The following is a 15,515-nucleotide window of genomic DNA, read 5'->3' as shown; positions in this document are numbered from 1 at the left end:
TCAGGCGGGACGATAGGCTCAAATGGCGTTGCCATCGTTTAGGGACGGACACGAGCGCCGGCTCCTCAATCGACGCGGCTAGCAAGCCAAATCAACAAGAGAGGAGTCGACGTGGGGTACACCTGTGTCCAGAAATTCGGGCTGTTCCAATGACGGACGGACCCGTGATCATCGTCGGCGCCGGCCATGGCGGCTACCAGGCTGCGGCATCGCTGCGGCAGGCGGGATTTTCCGAGCGCATCTGCCTGATCAACGACGAGGTGCATCTGCCCTATCAGCGGCCGCCTCTGTCCAAGGCCTATATCAAGGGCTCGGCCGGGCCGGAGAGCCTGATGTTCCGGCCGGAGAAATTCTACCAGGACCGGAAGATCGAGCTGATCGCGGGCCGCGCCGCATCGATCGACCGCGCCGGGCGCAAGGTGCACCTCGCATCAGGCGAGACGCTTGCCTACGGCCACCTGATCCTGGCCACCGGCGCGCGCAACCGCCTGCTCGACCTGCCCAACGCCAATCTGCCCGACGTGAAATACTTGCGCATCCTCGACGAGAGCGAGGCGCTCCGAGCAATCATCCCGTCGAAGACCCGGGTGGTGGTGATCGGCGCCGGCTTCATCGGCCTCGAATTTGCGGCCACGGCGCGGATCAAGGGCCTCGAGGTCGACGTGCTCGAGCTCGCTCCGCGCGTGATGGCGCGGGCGGTGACGGCGGAGGTCTCGGAGTATTTCCAGGCGCGGCATCGCGAGGCGGGTATCCGCATTCACCTCGGCGTACAGGCTACTTCCATCGAGGCCGAGGGCGGAAAGGTCACCGGCGTCAGCCTCAGCGACGGCCGCCACTTGCCGGCTGATCTGGTCGTGGTCGGCGTCGGCGTGCTGCCGAACATCGAACTCGCGGCCGAGGCAGGGCTGCCGGTCGCCGCCGGCATCATCGTCGACGAATATCTTGCAACGGCCGATCCGAACATCTCGGCGGTCGGCGACTGTGCGCTGTTCGCAAGCCCGCGCTTCGGCGGATCGCTGCGGCTGGAGTCGGTGCAGAACGCGACCGACCATGCGCGTTGTCTGGCGGCACGGCTGACCGGCGACCGCAAGCCTTACGATAGCCATCCCTGGTTCTGGAGCGACCAGGGCGACGACAAGCTCCAGATCGCGGGGCTCACCACCGGCTACGACCGCGTCGTGCTGCGCGGCGATCCCGCAAGGAAGGCGTTCTCGGCGTTCTGCTACAAGGGCGACAGGCTGCTCGGCATCGAGTCGGTCAATCGCGCCGGCGATCACATGTTCGGCCGCAGATTGCAGGGCATGGACCGCTCGATCACGCCAGAACAGGCCGCGGATGAAAGCTTTGACCTGAAGAGCGCGCTGGCGTGACTCTCTTCTCCCTCTCCCCGTTCTTACGGGGCCGCGACGAGCTTCGCTCGCGCTGAGAGGGGCGGGTGAGGGGCTCTATCCGCGGGTACGGTGAGAGAGGCATTCGCGGAGAGTCCCCCCTCACCCGGAATTCAAGCTGCGCTTGAATTCCGACCTCTCCCCGCAAGCGGGGCGAGGTAAGAACGGCATCAGCCTGCCTTGACGACCGCCGCGACTTCCGCCGCCGTCGGCATCGACGGCCCCGCGCCCATGCGCTGCACGCTGATCGACGCGGCGGCGTTGGCGAAGGCGAGGGCGTCGCGCAAGGCTGCGCCGCGGGCGAACTGCGCCGCCAGCGCGCCGACGAAGCAGTCGCCGGCGCCGGTGGTGTCGACCGCCTTCACCACACGGCCGGGCACGAAAAATTCCTCATGGCCGGCGAGCGCGAGCACGCCGCGCTTGCCGAGGGTGACGCAAAGCGTCTGATCCTGATTGGCCTGAAGCTGACGTGCCGCATCGACGATCCGTACCGCATCGTCGTCCTCGGACAGTTCGACGCTGGCGAGCAAGCCGAGCTCGGTCTCGTTCAGCACGAGCACATCGACGAGCGCGAGCAGTTCGCGGGAGAATCTCTGCGCCGGTGCCGGGTTCAGCAGCGTCGTCGCCTCGGCCGCCCGTGCGCGCCGGAAGAAGGCGGCAATCGCGGGCAGCGGAATCTCGAATTGGCTGACGGCGACGTCGCCCTGCACCAGCGGCACGACGTTGACGTCGTCGGCGCCGACCAGCGCATTGGTGCCGGGAATGACAACGATGGTGTTGTCGGTCTCGGCGACCGTGATGATCGCAGTGCCGGTATGCGCTTCGGCGCTCTCCTGGAGGTAACCGAGATCGATGCCCTGATCGCGGAGGAAAGCCTTCAGCTCGGCGCCGAAGGAATCCTTGCCCAGCCGGCCGATCAGCGTGGTCCCGGCTCCGAGCCGCGCCGCTGCAACGGCCTGGTTGGCGCCCTTGCCGCCCGGAAAATACAGCACCTGCCTGCCGGCGACGGTCTCGCCGACTTTTGGGTGGCGATCGGCCGTCGCCACCACATCCATGTTGATGCTGCCGGCAACGAAGACGCGTCCCATGTGACACTCCAGGAAGAGCTAGACCCTGACTTCGAACTCGTGCCTGACTTTGGCGATATCGACGAGAGTGGGCAGGCCGGCCTCGTTGCCAAGGCGCTGGATCTTGTAAGTCGAAGCGGCGCGGGCGAAGTCGAAATGTTCGCGCCAGCTTTTGCCGGGGTGGGCCAGGTACGAATAGACATAGGCGCCGTGGAAGACGTCGCCGGCGCCATTGGTGTCGATCACGCGCTCGCGCGGGATCGGCATCGCCGGCATGGTCTCGACCGCGCCGGTCTCGTTGTACCAGAGCAGGCCCTTCTCACCCATGGTGATACCGCCGATCTTGCAGCCGCGGCCCTTCAGGTAGTCGAGCATTTTCTCCGGCGTCAGATCCATCTGCTCGCACAGCCGCTCGGCGACGATGGCGACGTCGATGTATTCGAGAAGCTCGTGGGTGTTGGTGCGCAGGCCGCCGCCGTCGAGCGAGGTGAGAATGCCGGCCTCGCGGCAGACCTTTGCGTAGTGGATCGCGGCATCCGGCTGATGGCCGTCGACATGCAGCGCGCGGCAGCCGCCGAGGTTGAGCATCGGGAACGGATGGATGTGCTCGTCGTCGCGGCAGCGGACGATGGCGCGCTTGCCGTCTTTGGGCATGATGAAGGACAGCGACGACTGGTTGACCTTGCGCCCGTGCAGCGAGATCGCGTATTTCGCGCACATGTCCTGGAACATGCGCCCGAGCCAGTCATTGGCGACCGTGGCGATCATGTCAGGCACGATGCCGAGCTTGGCGCAGCAGAATGCCGCCGTCACCGCGTTGCCGCCGAAGGAGACCGCGTAGTCCGAGGCCACGTGCTTTTCGTCGCCGGTCGGCATGTGGTCGGTGATGAAGACGACGTCGATATAGGTCTGTCCGATAAAAAGAGCCTGCATTGCTTGTCCGTGATGCGCTTTGTGGTCCCGGCCGACGGGCTTTACTCTAGCACCGGTTCCGCTGATGGACGCTGAAATTATTCGCAAATCCGCCGCCCGAAGCGCTTGAGGTCAGCTTGGGGCCGGAATACGACCATCATCGGGCAATGCCAAGCTCGGACAAATGCCGTTGTTTGGACCGATGTTCCCGGTCGGCAAATAAGGGGGGAAGATGATCACCGGCCTCGATCACGTCGTCGTTCTGGTGAGGGATATCGGTGCGGCCAAGGCGGCCTATCGGACGCTGCTGGGGCGGGCGCCGGCCTGGCAGAATTCCGGCGAGGGCGCCGACCGGGTGCTGTTCACGCTCGCGAACATGACGATCGAGCTGATGGCGCCGAACGGCTTCAGCGTGGCGGCGGACCGGATGCGCGCGCTGCTGGATGACCACGAGGGTGTGCTCGCCAGCCTGTGCTTTCGTGTCGCAGACATGGGCAGGATGCACCGGCGGCTGGACCGGGTGGCCTTGAGTCCGGATCCCGTCGCCGAGGTCGAAAGCAGCGACGCCGAAACCGACGCCGTCCTGCACTGGAAGCGCACGCGTGCCGCCACCGAGCTGACGCGGGGCGTGCGCATGTTCTTCCTCGAACTGGCCGAGGAGCGGCCGCGCTCGCCTGCGACCGACGTCGCGCCGATCGACGCGCTCGACCACGTCGTGATCACGACCGAGGATTCCGAGCGTGCCGCCGCACTTTACGGCGCGCGGCTCGGGCTCGACCTGGCGCTCGATCGCTCGAATCAGGATTGGGGCCAGCTGATGTTCTTCCGCTGCGGCGACCTCATCGTCGAGGTGGTGCGCCGCCCGATCGCAGGCGGCGATTCCCTGCATGATCGTCTGTGGGGGCTGAGCTGGCGGGTGACGGACATCGACGCCACACGCGCCCGCCTGATCGCCGCCGGCCTTGACGTCACCGAAGTCCGCAACGGCCGCAAGCCCGGCACGCGGGTGATGACGGTCCGGACCGGCACCTGTGGAATCCAGACCGTCCTCTTGGAGCGTTCGCCGAACCCGGTGGAATAGCCGCCGTTCTCTCCACTCGTCATTGCGAGCGAAGCGAAGCAATCCAGACTGTTTCCGCGGTGGGATTCTGGATTGCTTCGTCGCAAGGGCTCCTCGCAATGACGGCGCCCGCATGTTACATGCGTGTTAACAGCACCTCAGCGAGCAACCGGTTTGGCGAAGGCAAAGGCAAAGCGAAATCTGAGATGGCAGCGCGACCCCGAGGGCATGCGGCTGCGCATCCTCGAAGCCGCCAAGCAGGAGTTCTCGGCCCACGGCCTTGCCGGCGCGCGCGTCGACCGCATCGCGGCCCAGGCCGGCGCCAACAAGCGCATGCTCTACTATCACGTCGGCAACAAGGACGATCTCTATCTCGCGGTGCTCGAAGGCGCCTATGACAAGATCCGCAGCGAGGAGCGGGGGCTCGATCTCGAACACCTCGACCCGCCGGAGGCGATCCGGCGCTTGATCGAATTCACCTGGAACTATTTCCTGCGCAATCCCGAATTCCTGTCGCTGCTCCAAACCGAGAACCTCGCGCGCGCAAAACATTTGAAGCGCTCGGCCAAGGTCAAGTCGATGCACTCGCCCTTCGTCGAGATGATCCGCGCCGTGGTGCGCCGCGGCGTCGAGAGCGGCGACTTCCCGGTGGCGGTCGACCCCGTCCAGCTCTACATCTCGATCGCCGCGCTCTGCTTCTTCTATCTGTCGAACTCGGCCACGCTGAGCGTGATCTTCGGCCGCGACCTGCTCGCCAAGGACGCCAAGGCCGAGCGGCTGGCGCACATGGTCGGCCTCGTGCTGGCGGCACTGACGGGGCAGTCCGCCGCGCTGTTCGATGTGGTGAAGCCGCCGAAGAAGGGCGCGGCGGTGGCGCAGACGGTGTAAAGCTTGGACTGCGCGGCGCGCGCCTTGGCGCGTTCCGTCGGGTTGGATTGCTTCATCGCTTCGCTCCTCGCAATGACGATGTGTTGACGCGATATGCCTCTCCATCGTCGTCCCGGCGAAGGCCGGGACCCATACCGCGTGATCTATCGACTGTGCGCGGTGCTAATCCCGAACGACCGCCCTTCGACAAATATCACCCTGTGGTTATGGGTCCCGGGCCTTCGCCGGGACGACATCGAGTTTTGTGGAACCCCCGCGCAGAACGTCACAGGGAAAAGCTCTGGACAGTATTTATCCAACGGGTTAATTTCTCCCCGAACGAACAAGAATACCGGGAGCGAGACGTGGCTGAGTTGAAGCCGCAAAGTGCGGTGTCCAAGATGCTGAATGCGGCCTGGATCCGGCCGTTTCTGTTCCTGGTGTTCATCGTCGTGGCCTGGGATCTCGCGATCCGGCTGTTCAAAATCCCCGCCTACCAGATCCCGTCGCCGGGCGATGTCATCGCGGTGCTGCGCACGGACTGGCCGGAACTATTGCGACAGTCCTGGCCGACGACCTATGCCACGGTCTGCGGCTTCGCGCTTTCCGCGCTGTTTGGCATTCCCGTCGCGATGCTGATCGCGGGATCGAAAACGGTCGAAAGCTACGTCTATCCGCTGCTGGTGTTCTCGCAATCGGTGCCGAAGATCGCGATCGCGCCGCTGTTCGTGGTCTGGTTCGGCTTCGGCATCATTCCAAAAGTGATCTCGGCCTTCCTGCTTGGCTTTTTCCCGGTGGTTGTCTCGGCCGTGCAGGGTTTCAAATCGGTCGACCCTGACATGGTCGATCTCGCCCGCGCCATGCAGGGCAGCCGGTTCCAGGTGTTCTGCGCGGTAAATCTGCCGCATGCGCTGCCGGCGATCTTCTCCGGCCTCAAAGTGTCGGTGACGCTTGCCGTGGTCGGCGCTGTCGTCGGCGAGTTCGTCGGCTCCAATTCCGGCATCGGCTATGTGATGCAGCGCTCGATCGGCACCTTCGACCTGCCGACGATGTTCGCAGCGCTCGTGATCCTGGCGCTGCTCGGCGTCGTGCTGTTCTGGATCGTGGACCGGATCGAGAAACTGATCATTCCCTGGCATGTCAGCCAGCGCGAGGACGTGATTTTCGCTTCTTAAAACAGAGCAAACAACGGCCACCAACGGCCGGGCAACAACGACAAGGGAGAGTGACGATGAAGCGGTGGATAGGAGCTGCATCGGTGGCGCTGATGGTGTTCGCGGCCATGCCGGCACAGGCAGCCGACAAGGTCGTGCTGATGCTGAACTGGTACGTCTATGGCGAGCACGCGCCGTTCTATTACGGCAAGGCCAAGGGTATCTATGCGGCCGCGGGCATCGACCTCGAGATCCAGGAAGGCCGCGGCTCGGCTGCGACCACGCAGGCCGTCGCCGCCAAGACCGCCGACTTCGGCTATGTCGACGTGCCCACCATGATGCGCGCCGCGATCAAGGGCGCGCCGGTGATCGCGACCGGCGTGCTGCTCCAGACCAGCCCGATGTCTGCCATGGGTTTCGCCGACAAGAACATCAGGAAGCCCGAGGACATCAAGGGCAAGACGGTGGCGATCACGCCGGCGGATTCCATGACCCAGATCTGGCCGCTGTTCCTGAAGAAGACCGGCCTGAAGGAGAGCGACTTCCAGACCGTTGCCGGCGACGGCCAGACCAAGCTCAATGCGGTCATCAACGGCCAGGCCGATCTGTTGCTCGGCTACGTCATGGACCAGTCGATGAAGATCAAGGACGCCACCGGTAAGGACGTCTATCCGATCAAGTTCGCCGACTACGGCATCAACATGGTCTCGTCCGGCATCATCGCCAACGCCGACTATGTCAAGGCCAATGCCGACCTCGTCCGCCGCTTCATGGCGGCGACGACCAAGGCGGTCGAGGCCGCGGAGAAGGAGCCCAAGGCGGCGGCGCAGTCGATCCTCGATGCCAACCCCAAGGGCGGTAAGATCGAGACGCTGACGCAAGGATTTGAGCTGACCATTCCGCTCTACCGGACGCCCGAGACCAAGAGCAAGCGGCCGTTCCAGGTCACCGATCAGAACATGACCGACAGCGTCAACCTGATGGTCGAATATGGCGGCCTCGATGCCAAGGCCAAGGAGAACCCGAAGGCCTTCTACACCAACGACTATCTGCCGAAGGGCGATTCGTGAAACCAGCGACCCTAGCGATTGATACCGTGCAGCCGGCCGCGCATCTGAGACTGGTGAGCGACCGGGCCGCGAGCGGCGCGTCGGGCATCACACTGTCCGGCGTGTCCAAAACCTATCGGACGCGCGATGGCGACGTGCCGTCGCTGCGGCCGCTCGACTTCCACATCAATGACGGCGAGTTCTTCGTCGTGGTCGGCCCAAGCGGCTGCGGCAAGTCCACGCTGCTCAAGCTGATCTCGGGATTGCTGCCGCCGACATCAGGCGAGATCCTGGTCGAGGGCGAGAAGGTGACGAAGCCGCACGGCAATGTCGGGATCGTCTTCCAGAACGCGCTGCTGCTGCCGTGGCGCAACATTCTCTCCAACGTGATGCTGCCGATCGACATGAAGCGGCTGCCGCGGCAAACATATCTCGACCGCGCCAAGGCGCTGTTGAAGCTGGTCGGGCTGGAAGGCTTCGAGAAGAAACTGCCCTGGCAGCTTTCCGGCGGCATGCAGCAGCGCGCCTCGATCTGCCGCGCGCTGGTGCACGATCCCAGGATCATGCTGATGGACGAGCCGTTCGGCGCACTCGACGCGCTCACGCGCGAGCGCATGAACGTCGAACTGATGCGGATCCAGCGCGAGACCAGGAAGACGGTGCTGCTGATCACGCATTCGATTCCCGAAGCGGTGTTCCTCGCCGACCGCGTGCTGGTCATGACCGAGCGGCCCGGTGCGGTCGCCGCAATCTACGACGTGCCGCTGCCGCGCCCGCGTTCGCTCGACGTGATGGCCGACCCGGTCTTCACCGAGCTCGTGCAGCGCATCCGCAAGCATTTCTTCTCGCAGGGCTCGCTGGATTAGAGGGTGATGGGATCAGCCGTAATTTCCAGAGCGTCATGGCCGGGCTTGTCCCGGCCATCCACGCCTTGCCGAACGCGACAAAGAACGTGGATGCCCGGGACAAGCCTGGGCATGACGACCTTCTCAGGACCATGCCTGTGCGCCTGAAGCTGCGAGATATCGCCTTCTTCGAACGTCCCGTGCATTTCGCGCGGCCGTTCCGCTTCGGCGCGATCACGATCAATGCGACGCCGCAGCTGTTCGTGCGGATCAAGATCGAGGTCGAGGGCAGGGGAAGCGCGGTCGGCGCCAGCGCCGAGCTGCTGGTGCCGAAATGGTTCGACAAGCGGCCGGAACTGTCGCCGGCGCAGACGGTCGACGGGTTACGTCGTGCGCTCGGCATCGCGCGCGGCCTCTATCTGGCGGAGACCGGATTCCAGACGGCGTTCGAGCTGCATGCCTCGTGCATCGGCGCCCAGGTCGCGGCCTGCGCGAAAGAGAACATTCCGCCGCTTGCCGCCGCCTATGGCCCTGCGGAAATCGACAAAGCCATCCTCGATGCGCTGCTTCGCGCCGCCGAGACCAACTTTTTTGACGGCATGGCCGGCAACATTGCCGGCATTGATGCGCGGCTTTCGCCTGACCTGAAGGAAACGGACTTCACGATGTTTCTCTCCGGCCGAAAGCCGCTGCCGCGCGTTGCAATCAGGCATACCGTCGGGCTCGACGACACGGTGGAAGGTGAGGGCGGCGTCGCCGATGTCCCCGAGAACGCCGGTGCGCGCTATTTCAAGCTCAAGCTGTCTGGTGAGCCCGCGGCCGACGCGGCAAGGCTGGCGCGTATCGGCAAGGAACTCGACACGCTCGGGCATGACTACAAAGTCACTCTCGACGCAAACGAGCAATATGCCGATCTCGCCGCGTTGCGCGCGCTGATCGATCGACTCGATCGTGATGCCGCGCTGCGGTCGATCGCGTCACGCTTGCTTTATATCGAGCAGCCGATGCCGCGCGACATCACGCGTCAGTCGCCGCTCGGCTCGCTCGCCGGGCGCGGCTTCATCATCGATGAGGCCGATGATTCCTACGACGCGTTCCCATCCGCGCGCGCGCTCGGTTATCACGGCATCTCCTCGAAGTCCTGCAAGGGACTCTACAAGTCCATCGTCAACGCGACCCGCGCGGCGAAATGGAGCGCGGGCAGCGAAAAATTCTTTGTCACCGGCGAGGACCTGACCTGCCAGGTGGGCCTCGCCATGCAGCAGGATCTCGCGCTCGGCGCCTTCATCGGCATCGCGCACGCCGAACGCAACGGCCATCATTACGTCGACGGCTTCGGCGATGCGCCCGCCGCGGAAGCCCAGGCCTTCGCGGCCGCGCACACTGATCTCTATGCCGACACCGGGCAGGGCGTCCGCGTCAACATTCACAACGGCGATCTCCTGACGGGATCGCTTAACCTTAAGGGCTTTGCGACGTCGGTCCATCCGGATTGGTCGGCGCTGGCCCCGCTCGAACAGCCAAGATCACTCTGGGAGAAATCGGCATGACCACCCAACGCCTCGGCCTCATCATGAACGGCATCACCGGCCGCATGGGGCTCAACCAGCATCTGATCCGCTCGATCGTCGCGATCCGCGACCAGGGCGGCGTCCGGCTGAAAAACGGCGACCGCGTGATGCCCGATCCGATCCTGGTGGGCCGCAGTGCCGACAAGATCGAGCAGCTCGCCAAGCAGTTCAACATCACCCGCTGGACCACCGATCTCGATGCGGCGCTCGCCGACAAGAACGACACCATGTTCTTCGACGCTGCAACCACGCAGGCGCGGCCCGGCCTGCTGAGCCAGGCCATCAATGCCGGCAAGCATGTCTATTGCGAGAAGCCGATCGCGACGAATTTTGAAGAAGCGCTTGCGGTCGTCAAGCTCGCCAACGCCAAGGGCGTCAAGCACGGCACGGTGCAGGACAAGCTGTTCCTGCCCGGCCTGAAGAAGATCGCCTTCCTGCGCGACTCCGGCTTCTTCGGCCGCATCCTCTCGGTGCGCGGCGAGTTCGGCTATTGGGTGTTCGAGGGCGGCTGGCAAGAGGCGCAGCGGCCGTCCTGGAATTATCGCAGCGAAGACGGCGGCGGCATCATTTTGGATATGGTCTGCCATTGGCGCTACGTGCTCGACAATCTCTTCGGCGAGGTCGAGAGCGTGATGTGCATCGGCAACACTGACATCCCCGAGCGCTATGACGAGCAGGGCCAGAAGTACAAGGCGACCGCGGACGATTCCGCCTATGCGACCTTCCAGCTCAAGGGCGGCGTTATCGCCCATATCAACATGTCCTGGGTGACGCGGGTCTATCGCGACGACCTCGTCACCTTCCAGGTCGACGGCACGCTCGGCTCGGCGGTCGCGGGCCTCTCCGACTGCGTGATCCAGGCGCGGCAGGCGACCCCCCGGCCGGTGTGGAATCCCGACGAGAAGCGGCTGCACGATTTCTACGGCGACTGGCAGAAGCTGCCCGACAACGTCACCTACGACAACGGCTTCAAGGAGCAGTGGGAGATGTTCATCCGCCACGTCTACGAGGATGCGCCCTACAAGTTCACGCTGCTCGAAGGCGTCAAGGGCGTGCAGCTCGCTGAATCCGCGCTGAAGAGCTGGAAGGAGCGGCGCTGGATCGACGTCGCGCCGATCAAGATCTGAGATCTATTGGATAAGTCTCGATGTTTGTTGAGTCGTCATTGCGAGCGAAGCGAAGCAATCCAGAATACCTCCACGAAGAAAGTCTGGATTGCTTCGTCGCTTCACTCCTCGCAATGACGGGGAGAGGTCCGAAATGAACAAGCCCGTCCTGCCCAAGCCCGTTCCTTCAATGTCGTCCCTGTCGTTGAAACTGCCGAAGGCCGACCGCTCGATCGAGACTTACCGGCTCGCGGCGTCACGAACCTTTCCCGCCAAGCTCGATGGCACGCTGAACCGCATCGCGTTCTCGGCCGTGCATACCGTCGTCGATCCCTTCGCCGACAACGATCCCTGGCTGTCGGTCGCTGTCGACTGGGACAAGACCATCGCCTTCCGCGAGCACGTCTGGGACCTCGGTCTCGGCGTGGCCGAAGCCATGGACACCGCGCAGCGCGGCATGGGGCTGGACTGGCCGACCTCGCTGGAGCTGATCACGCGCTCGGTCGCGGCTGCCAAGCGGCGCAACGCGCTGGTGTTCTCGGGCGCCGGCACCGATCACCTTGCGGTGGAGGATGCGAAAAGCCTGGACGACGTGATCCGCGCCTATGAAGAGCAGATCTCGGCGGTCGAGAAAGTCGGCGGTCGCATCATCCTGATGGCGTCGCGGGCGCTGGCGAGGCTCGGCCGCAACGCCGGCGATTACGCGAAGGTCTATGACCGCGTGCTGTCGGGGGTAGCGCAGCCCGTGATCATCCACTGGCTCGGCGACATGTTCGATCCGGCGCTGACGGGATATTGGGGCACGGAAGATCTCGACAAGGCGATGGACACGGCCGTTGCCATCATCAACGGCAACGCCGCCAAGATCGACGGCGTAAAAGTCTCGCTGCTCGACAAGCAGCGCGAGATCGACATGCGCAGGCGCCTCGACAAGCGCATCAAGATGTACACCGGTGACGACTTCAACTATGCGGAGCTGATCGCCGGCGATAGCCAAGGATTCTCGCACGCGCTGCTCGGCATCTTCGATGCGATCGCGCCGGCGGCGTCCTACGCGCTGTCGCGGCTTGCTGCCGGCGACGAGGCCGGCTTCCACGACGTGCTTGGGCCGACCGTGCCGCTGTCGCGGCACATCTTCAAGGCGCCGACGCGGTTCTACAAGACCGGCGTGGTGTTCATGGCTTACCTCAACGGCCACCAGGATCATTTCACCATGGCCGGCGGCCAGGAGAGCACGCGCTCGATGCTGCATCTGGCCGAGCTGTTCCGTCTGGCCGACAAGGCCGGCCTGCTCGCCAATCCGGAGCTGGCGACGCGGCGGATGAAGATCGTGCTGGCTTCGCACGGGATCGAACCCTGATGCGCGATTTTTCGTCCGACCATCGTTGGCTGTCGCTGAACACGGCGACGGTCCGCAAGCAGGGTGACCTCGTCGAGATCATTGACGCCTGCGCGCGTCACGGCATCCGCGCCATCGATCCCTGGCGCGACCAGGTCGCGGCAGTGGGGCTAGAACGTGCCGCGCGTGCGGTGCGCGAGGCCGGCCTCGAGCTTTCGGGCTATTGCCGCGGCGGCATGTTCACGTCCGACGCCGCGCGCCGCGGCGAGGTGCGGGATGACAATCGTCGCTGCGTCGATGAAGCCAAGGCGCTGGGCGCGCCCTGCATCGTGCTGGTCGTCGGCGGCCTGCCGCAATATTCGCGGCCGGGCAGCGAGACATCGAAGGACATCGCCGGCGCGCGAACGCAGGTCGAGGAGGCGCTGGCCGAGATGCTCGAATATGCCAAACAGGCAAAGCTGCCACTCGCGATCGAGCCGCTGCATCCGGCTTACGCCGCGGACCGGGCCTGCGTGAACACGACAAAGCAGGCGCTCGACATCTGCGACCGGCTCGACCCGGACCGTACAGGCATGCTCGGCGTTGCGCTCGACGTCTATCACATCTGGTGGGATCCGGAGCTGATGGGCCAGATTGCACGCGCCGGCCAAGATCGCCTGCTAGCATTCCATGTCTGCGACTGGCTGGTCCCGACCAGGGACATCCTCAACGACCGCGGCATGATGGGCGACGGCGTCATCGACATCAAACGGTTGCGCGCCGCGGTCGAGGCGCAGGGCTTTGCCGGCTATTCGGAGATCGAGATCTTCTCCAGCGATTGGTGGGGCAAGCCGATGGACGAGGTGCTGCGGACCTGCATCGAGCGGCATCGGACGGTGGTGTAGAACGTGGTGAAATCAGATTCGGTCAGTTGTCTGGGGTCACCTCTTCCTGCGCAGAGCAATCGCGCATGGACGTTTGGGCAGCCCGAGCGCGGATCCTTCGAGACGCCCGCTTCGCGGTCTCCTCAGGATGAGGCTAAGCGGCAGCGCCGCCCGTCACAACAGTTGCCGCGCACTCCATCCTCATCCTGAGGAGCCCGCCAAAGCGGGCGTCTCGAAGGATCCGCCGCAGGGAAACCGCTCTCAAATGCGATCGCCCTGTCTTCCTCGAGGAGAGGTGATTTGAACTCGAGCACATTGATTCAACCAGATTTATCCAGCTGTCTGTTGCAGCGTGTTGAAGCGCCTTCTACGCGCTGCTCAGTGTGGCATGGAACTCGTCGAGGGCAGGTTCGATCATCTTGGCGACGCTCAGCGTGGCCCTGATGCTCTGAATTGACTTCCGCTTTCGCGGCAGAACGGACATTGGTCGGGCTTGCTGCTGGCTCGACCCGGTCGCAAATGACCCTTAACTTACGGTCAGTATTTGCTTGATTTAGGAACCTGCGCGGCGGGGCTTCTATCCGTATCCGTCCGAGACGGGCGGCCAAAATCTGAGCCGTCCGCCGTTTGGATGAGGTTCGCGCAGGAACCTTGCCCCAGCCTGGGATGTTGAAAACCGATACAATAACTCAGGAGGAAACTCTCATGAGAACGCTTTTACTGACTGGTGTGCTGGCGGTTGCTGGCTTCGCTATCGCCACGCCGATCTCCAGTGTACCCGCGTCGGCTCAAGTTTCCGTTGATACTCCGCTCGGCGGCGTAAGAGTGGGCCCGGAGCACCGTTACTACCGGGACTATGATCGACCTGCTTATCGCGCCTACGGATATGATCGCGGATATCGCGGATGCCGCACCGTTACGATCGAGCGTGACGACGGTTCGGTCCGCAGGGTCCGCCGCTGCGACTAGCAGCACCGGGCTAGAAGATCGAGCCTCACAAGAGCGTCGAGCCGGTTCTCGCAATCGAGGAACTGGAACCCACCACTTGGGCCGCGTCGGTTGGCGGCCTCTTTCATTTCGCTAGTATCGCTTGTTGACCGAAGGGCGGCATCAGCATCATCGCTCGCACAACGGCATGCCTCAAGCCGGACGCTCAAGCCCTTGAAGGATTGCGCGCAGCCTGCGAGTGCACTGGCACCGCTTTCAAGGCCTAGCGCGGGAATCGCTGGTATGCCAATGTAGGGTTGTGCCAAACCCGCGGGAGGTCAGCATGCGAACGAACATAGTGGGAGCACTTTGCGCCATCGCAATGGTCGCGAGCGCACACGCAGCGGTCAGGGAAGAGCCGGTCACCTACACGGATGGCGAGACCACGATGAAGGGCTTCGTTGTCTACGACGACGCGACCCAGGCCAAGCGGCCCGGCATCGTGATGGTGCACGAATGGTGGGGCATCACCAAGCATATCCACAACGAGGCGCGGAAGTTCGCGGAGCAGGGCTACACAGCCTTCATTGCGGATATGTATGGCGACGGCAAGACCGCCGACAATCCGAAGGACGCCGGTGCGCTCTCGGGATCGGTGATGAAGGACCCGAAGGTGATGGAGCAGCGCTTCAACGCCGCGCGGCAGCAGCTCGCCAAGCAGGCCTCGGTCAATCCCCAACTGATCGGCGCCGTAGGTTACTGCTTCGGCGGCGCGGTGGTGCTGAACATGGCGCGCGCCGGCGCTGATCTCGCCGCCGTTGCGGGCGTTCACGCAACGCTCGGTCTCAACACTCCCGCACCGGCGCCGGGAACCGTCAAAGCGAAAATCCTCATTCTGAACGGCGCGGACGACCCGTTCGTGAAGCGCGAGCAGTACGATGCGCTCAAGAAGGATTTTGACGCCGCCAAGGCGGATTACCGGATCATCGAGTACCCGGGCGCCGTGCACGCGTTCACGAACCCCGAAGCCACCGAACTCGGCAAGAAGTTCAACTTGCCGCTCAGATACGACGCCAAGGCGGATCAGGAAGCGAAGGCCGAAGCAGCCAAGCTGTTTGCCGCCAACCTTCAAAAATAAGCAGAGGGGCCGCTAGGCGGCCCCTTCTATCTGTAGCTCGCAAATTGTCGTACAGACCCGCCGGAAGGTGCTAACCTCGTCACCAATAGCGTCCTACGGGGGGCACATGCGACGGCGGGAATTCATCGGAAATCTCGGCGTCCTTGGCGCTGCAGCCGCCTCGACATTATTTGGTCGAGGCTCAAGCGCGCAGTCTGTGCCAAAACGTCCGCTCATCGCGTGGGCAGGA

At 63.9% G+C, this 15,515-nt stretch carries 13 protein-coding genes; 11 read left to right on the top strand and 2 right to left on the bottom strand.

Annotated elements, in window-relative coordinates:
- Positions 1-149: 149 nt before the first annotated feature.
- Complete coding sequence (locus FXV83_RS02470; protein ID WP_148737421.1) at positions 150-1,370, top strand: NAD(P)/FAD-dependent oxidoreductase; 1,221 nt, start codon at positions 150-152, stop codon at positions 1,368-1,370.
- Positions 1,371-1,558: 188 nt separating this feature from the next.
- On the opposite strand, the gene FXV83_RS02465 is transcribed toward FXV83_RS02470, so the two are convergent.
- Positions 1,559-2,476 (bottom strand): ribokinase, encoded by a 918-nt coding sequence (locus FXV83_RS02465; RefSeq protein ID WP_148737419.1) that lies wholly within the window; start codon positions 2,474-2,476, stop codon positions 1,559-1,561.
- Positions 2,477-2,494: 18 nt separating this feature from the next.
- Positions 2,495-3,388 carry a sugar kinase gene (locus tag FXV83_RS02460; protein ID WP_148737417.1) on the bottom strand — a complete coding sequence of 298 codons (894 nt, stop codon included), beginning with the start codon at positions 3,386-3,388 and terminating at the stop codon, positions 2,495-2,497.
- Between the two features lie 211 nt (positions 3,389-3,599).
- On the opposite strand from FXV83_RS02460, the gene FXV83_RS02455 reads away from it, so the two are divergent.
- From FXV83_RS02455 to FXV83_RS02405, 10 genes are all read left to right on the top strand, one after another.
- A complete protein-coding gene (locus FXV83_RS02455) occupies positions 3,600-4,448 on the top strand; it encodes a VOC family protein (protein WP_148737415.1) in 849 nt (282 codons plus the stop codon).
- 207 nt (positions 4,449-4,655) lie between these two features.
- The gene (locus FXV83_RS02445) at positions 4,656-5,315 is read left to right on the top strand and encodes a TetR/AcrR family transcriptional regulator (RefSeq protein ID WP_148737545.1); all 660 of its coding nucleotides are present in this window, start codon (positions 4,656-4,658) and stop codon (positions 5,313-5,315) included.
- A gap of 344 nt (positions 5,316-5,659) precedes the next feature.
- Positions 5,660-6,469, top strand: a complete 810-nt coding sequence (locus FXV83_RS02440; protein ID WP_148737411.1) for an ABC transporter permease — start codon at positions 5,660-5,662, stop codon at positions 6,467-6,469.
- Between the two features lie 56 nt (positions 6,470-6,525).
- Positions 6,526-7,518, top strand: coding sequence for an ABC transporter substrate-binding protein (locus FXV83_RS02435; protein ID WP_187435605.1), 993 nt, complete (start codon positions 6,526-6,528; stop codon positions 7,516-7,518).
- Positions 7,515-8,363 carry an ABC transporter ATP-binding protein gene (locus tag FXV83_RS02430; RefSeq protein WP_148737408.1) on the top strand — a complete coding sequence of 283 codons (849 nt, stop codon included), beginning with the start codon at positions 7,515-7,517 and terminating at the stop codon, positions 8,361-8,363. Before FXV83_RS02435 ends, FXV83_RS02430 begins: the two co-directional genes overlap by 4 nt.
- A 131-nt stretch (positions 8,364-8,494) precedes the next feature.
- The gene (locus tag FXV83_RS02425) at positions 8,495-9,892 is read left to right on the top strand and encodes an enolase-like domain-containing protein (protein ID WP_148737543.1); all 1,398 of its coding nucleotides are present in this window, start codon (positions 8,495-8,497) and stop codon (positions 9,890-9,892) included.
- Positions 9,889-11,040 (top strand): Gfo/Idh/MocA family protein, encoded by a 1,152-nt coding sequence (locus tag FXV83_RS02420; protein ID WP_148737406.1) that lies wholly within the window; start codon positions 9,889-9,891, stop codon positions 11,038-11,040. The genes FXV83_RS02425 and FXV83_RS02420 overlap by 4 nt, the downstream gene beginning before the upstream one ends.
- Positions 11,041-11,173: 133 nt before the next feature.
- Positions 11,174-12,379, top strand: a complete 1,206-nt coding sequence (locus FXV83_RS02415; RefSeq protein WP_148737404.1) for a dihydrodipicolinate synthase family protein — start codon at positions 11,174-11,176, stop codon at positions 12,377-12,379.
- Positions 12,379-13,242 carry a sugar phosphate isomerase/epimerase family protein gene (locus FXV83_RS02410; RefSeq protein ID WP_148737402.1) on the top strand — a complete coding sequence of 288 codons (864 nt, stop codon included), beginning with the start codon at positions 12,379-12,381 and terminating at the stop codon, positions 13,240-13,242. Before FXV83_RS02415 ends, FXV83_RS02410 begins: the two co-directional genes overlap by 1 nt.
- Positions 13,243-14,491: 1,249 nt before the next feature.
- On the top strand, positions 14,492-15,286 hold the full coding sequence (locus FXV83_RS02405; RefSeq protein ID WP_235939289.1) for a dienelactone hydrolase family protein: 795 nt from the start codon (positions 14,492-14,494) through the stop codon (positions 15,284-15,286).
- The last annotated feature ends 229 nt before the right edge of the window (positions 15,287-15,515 follow it).

Origin of the sequence: Bradyrhizobium hipponense (genome assembly GCF_008123965.1) — a bacterium.
GTDB classification, from domain to species: Bacteria; Pseudomonadota; Alphaproteobacteria; order Rhizobiales; family Xanthobacteraceae; genus Bradyrhizobium; species Bradyrhizobium hipponense.
This window is presented reverse-complemented; position numbering and strand designations above follow the sequence as displayed.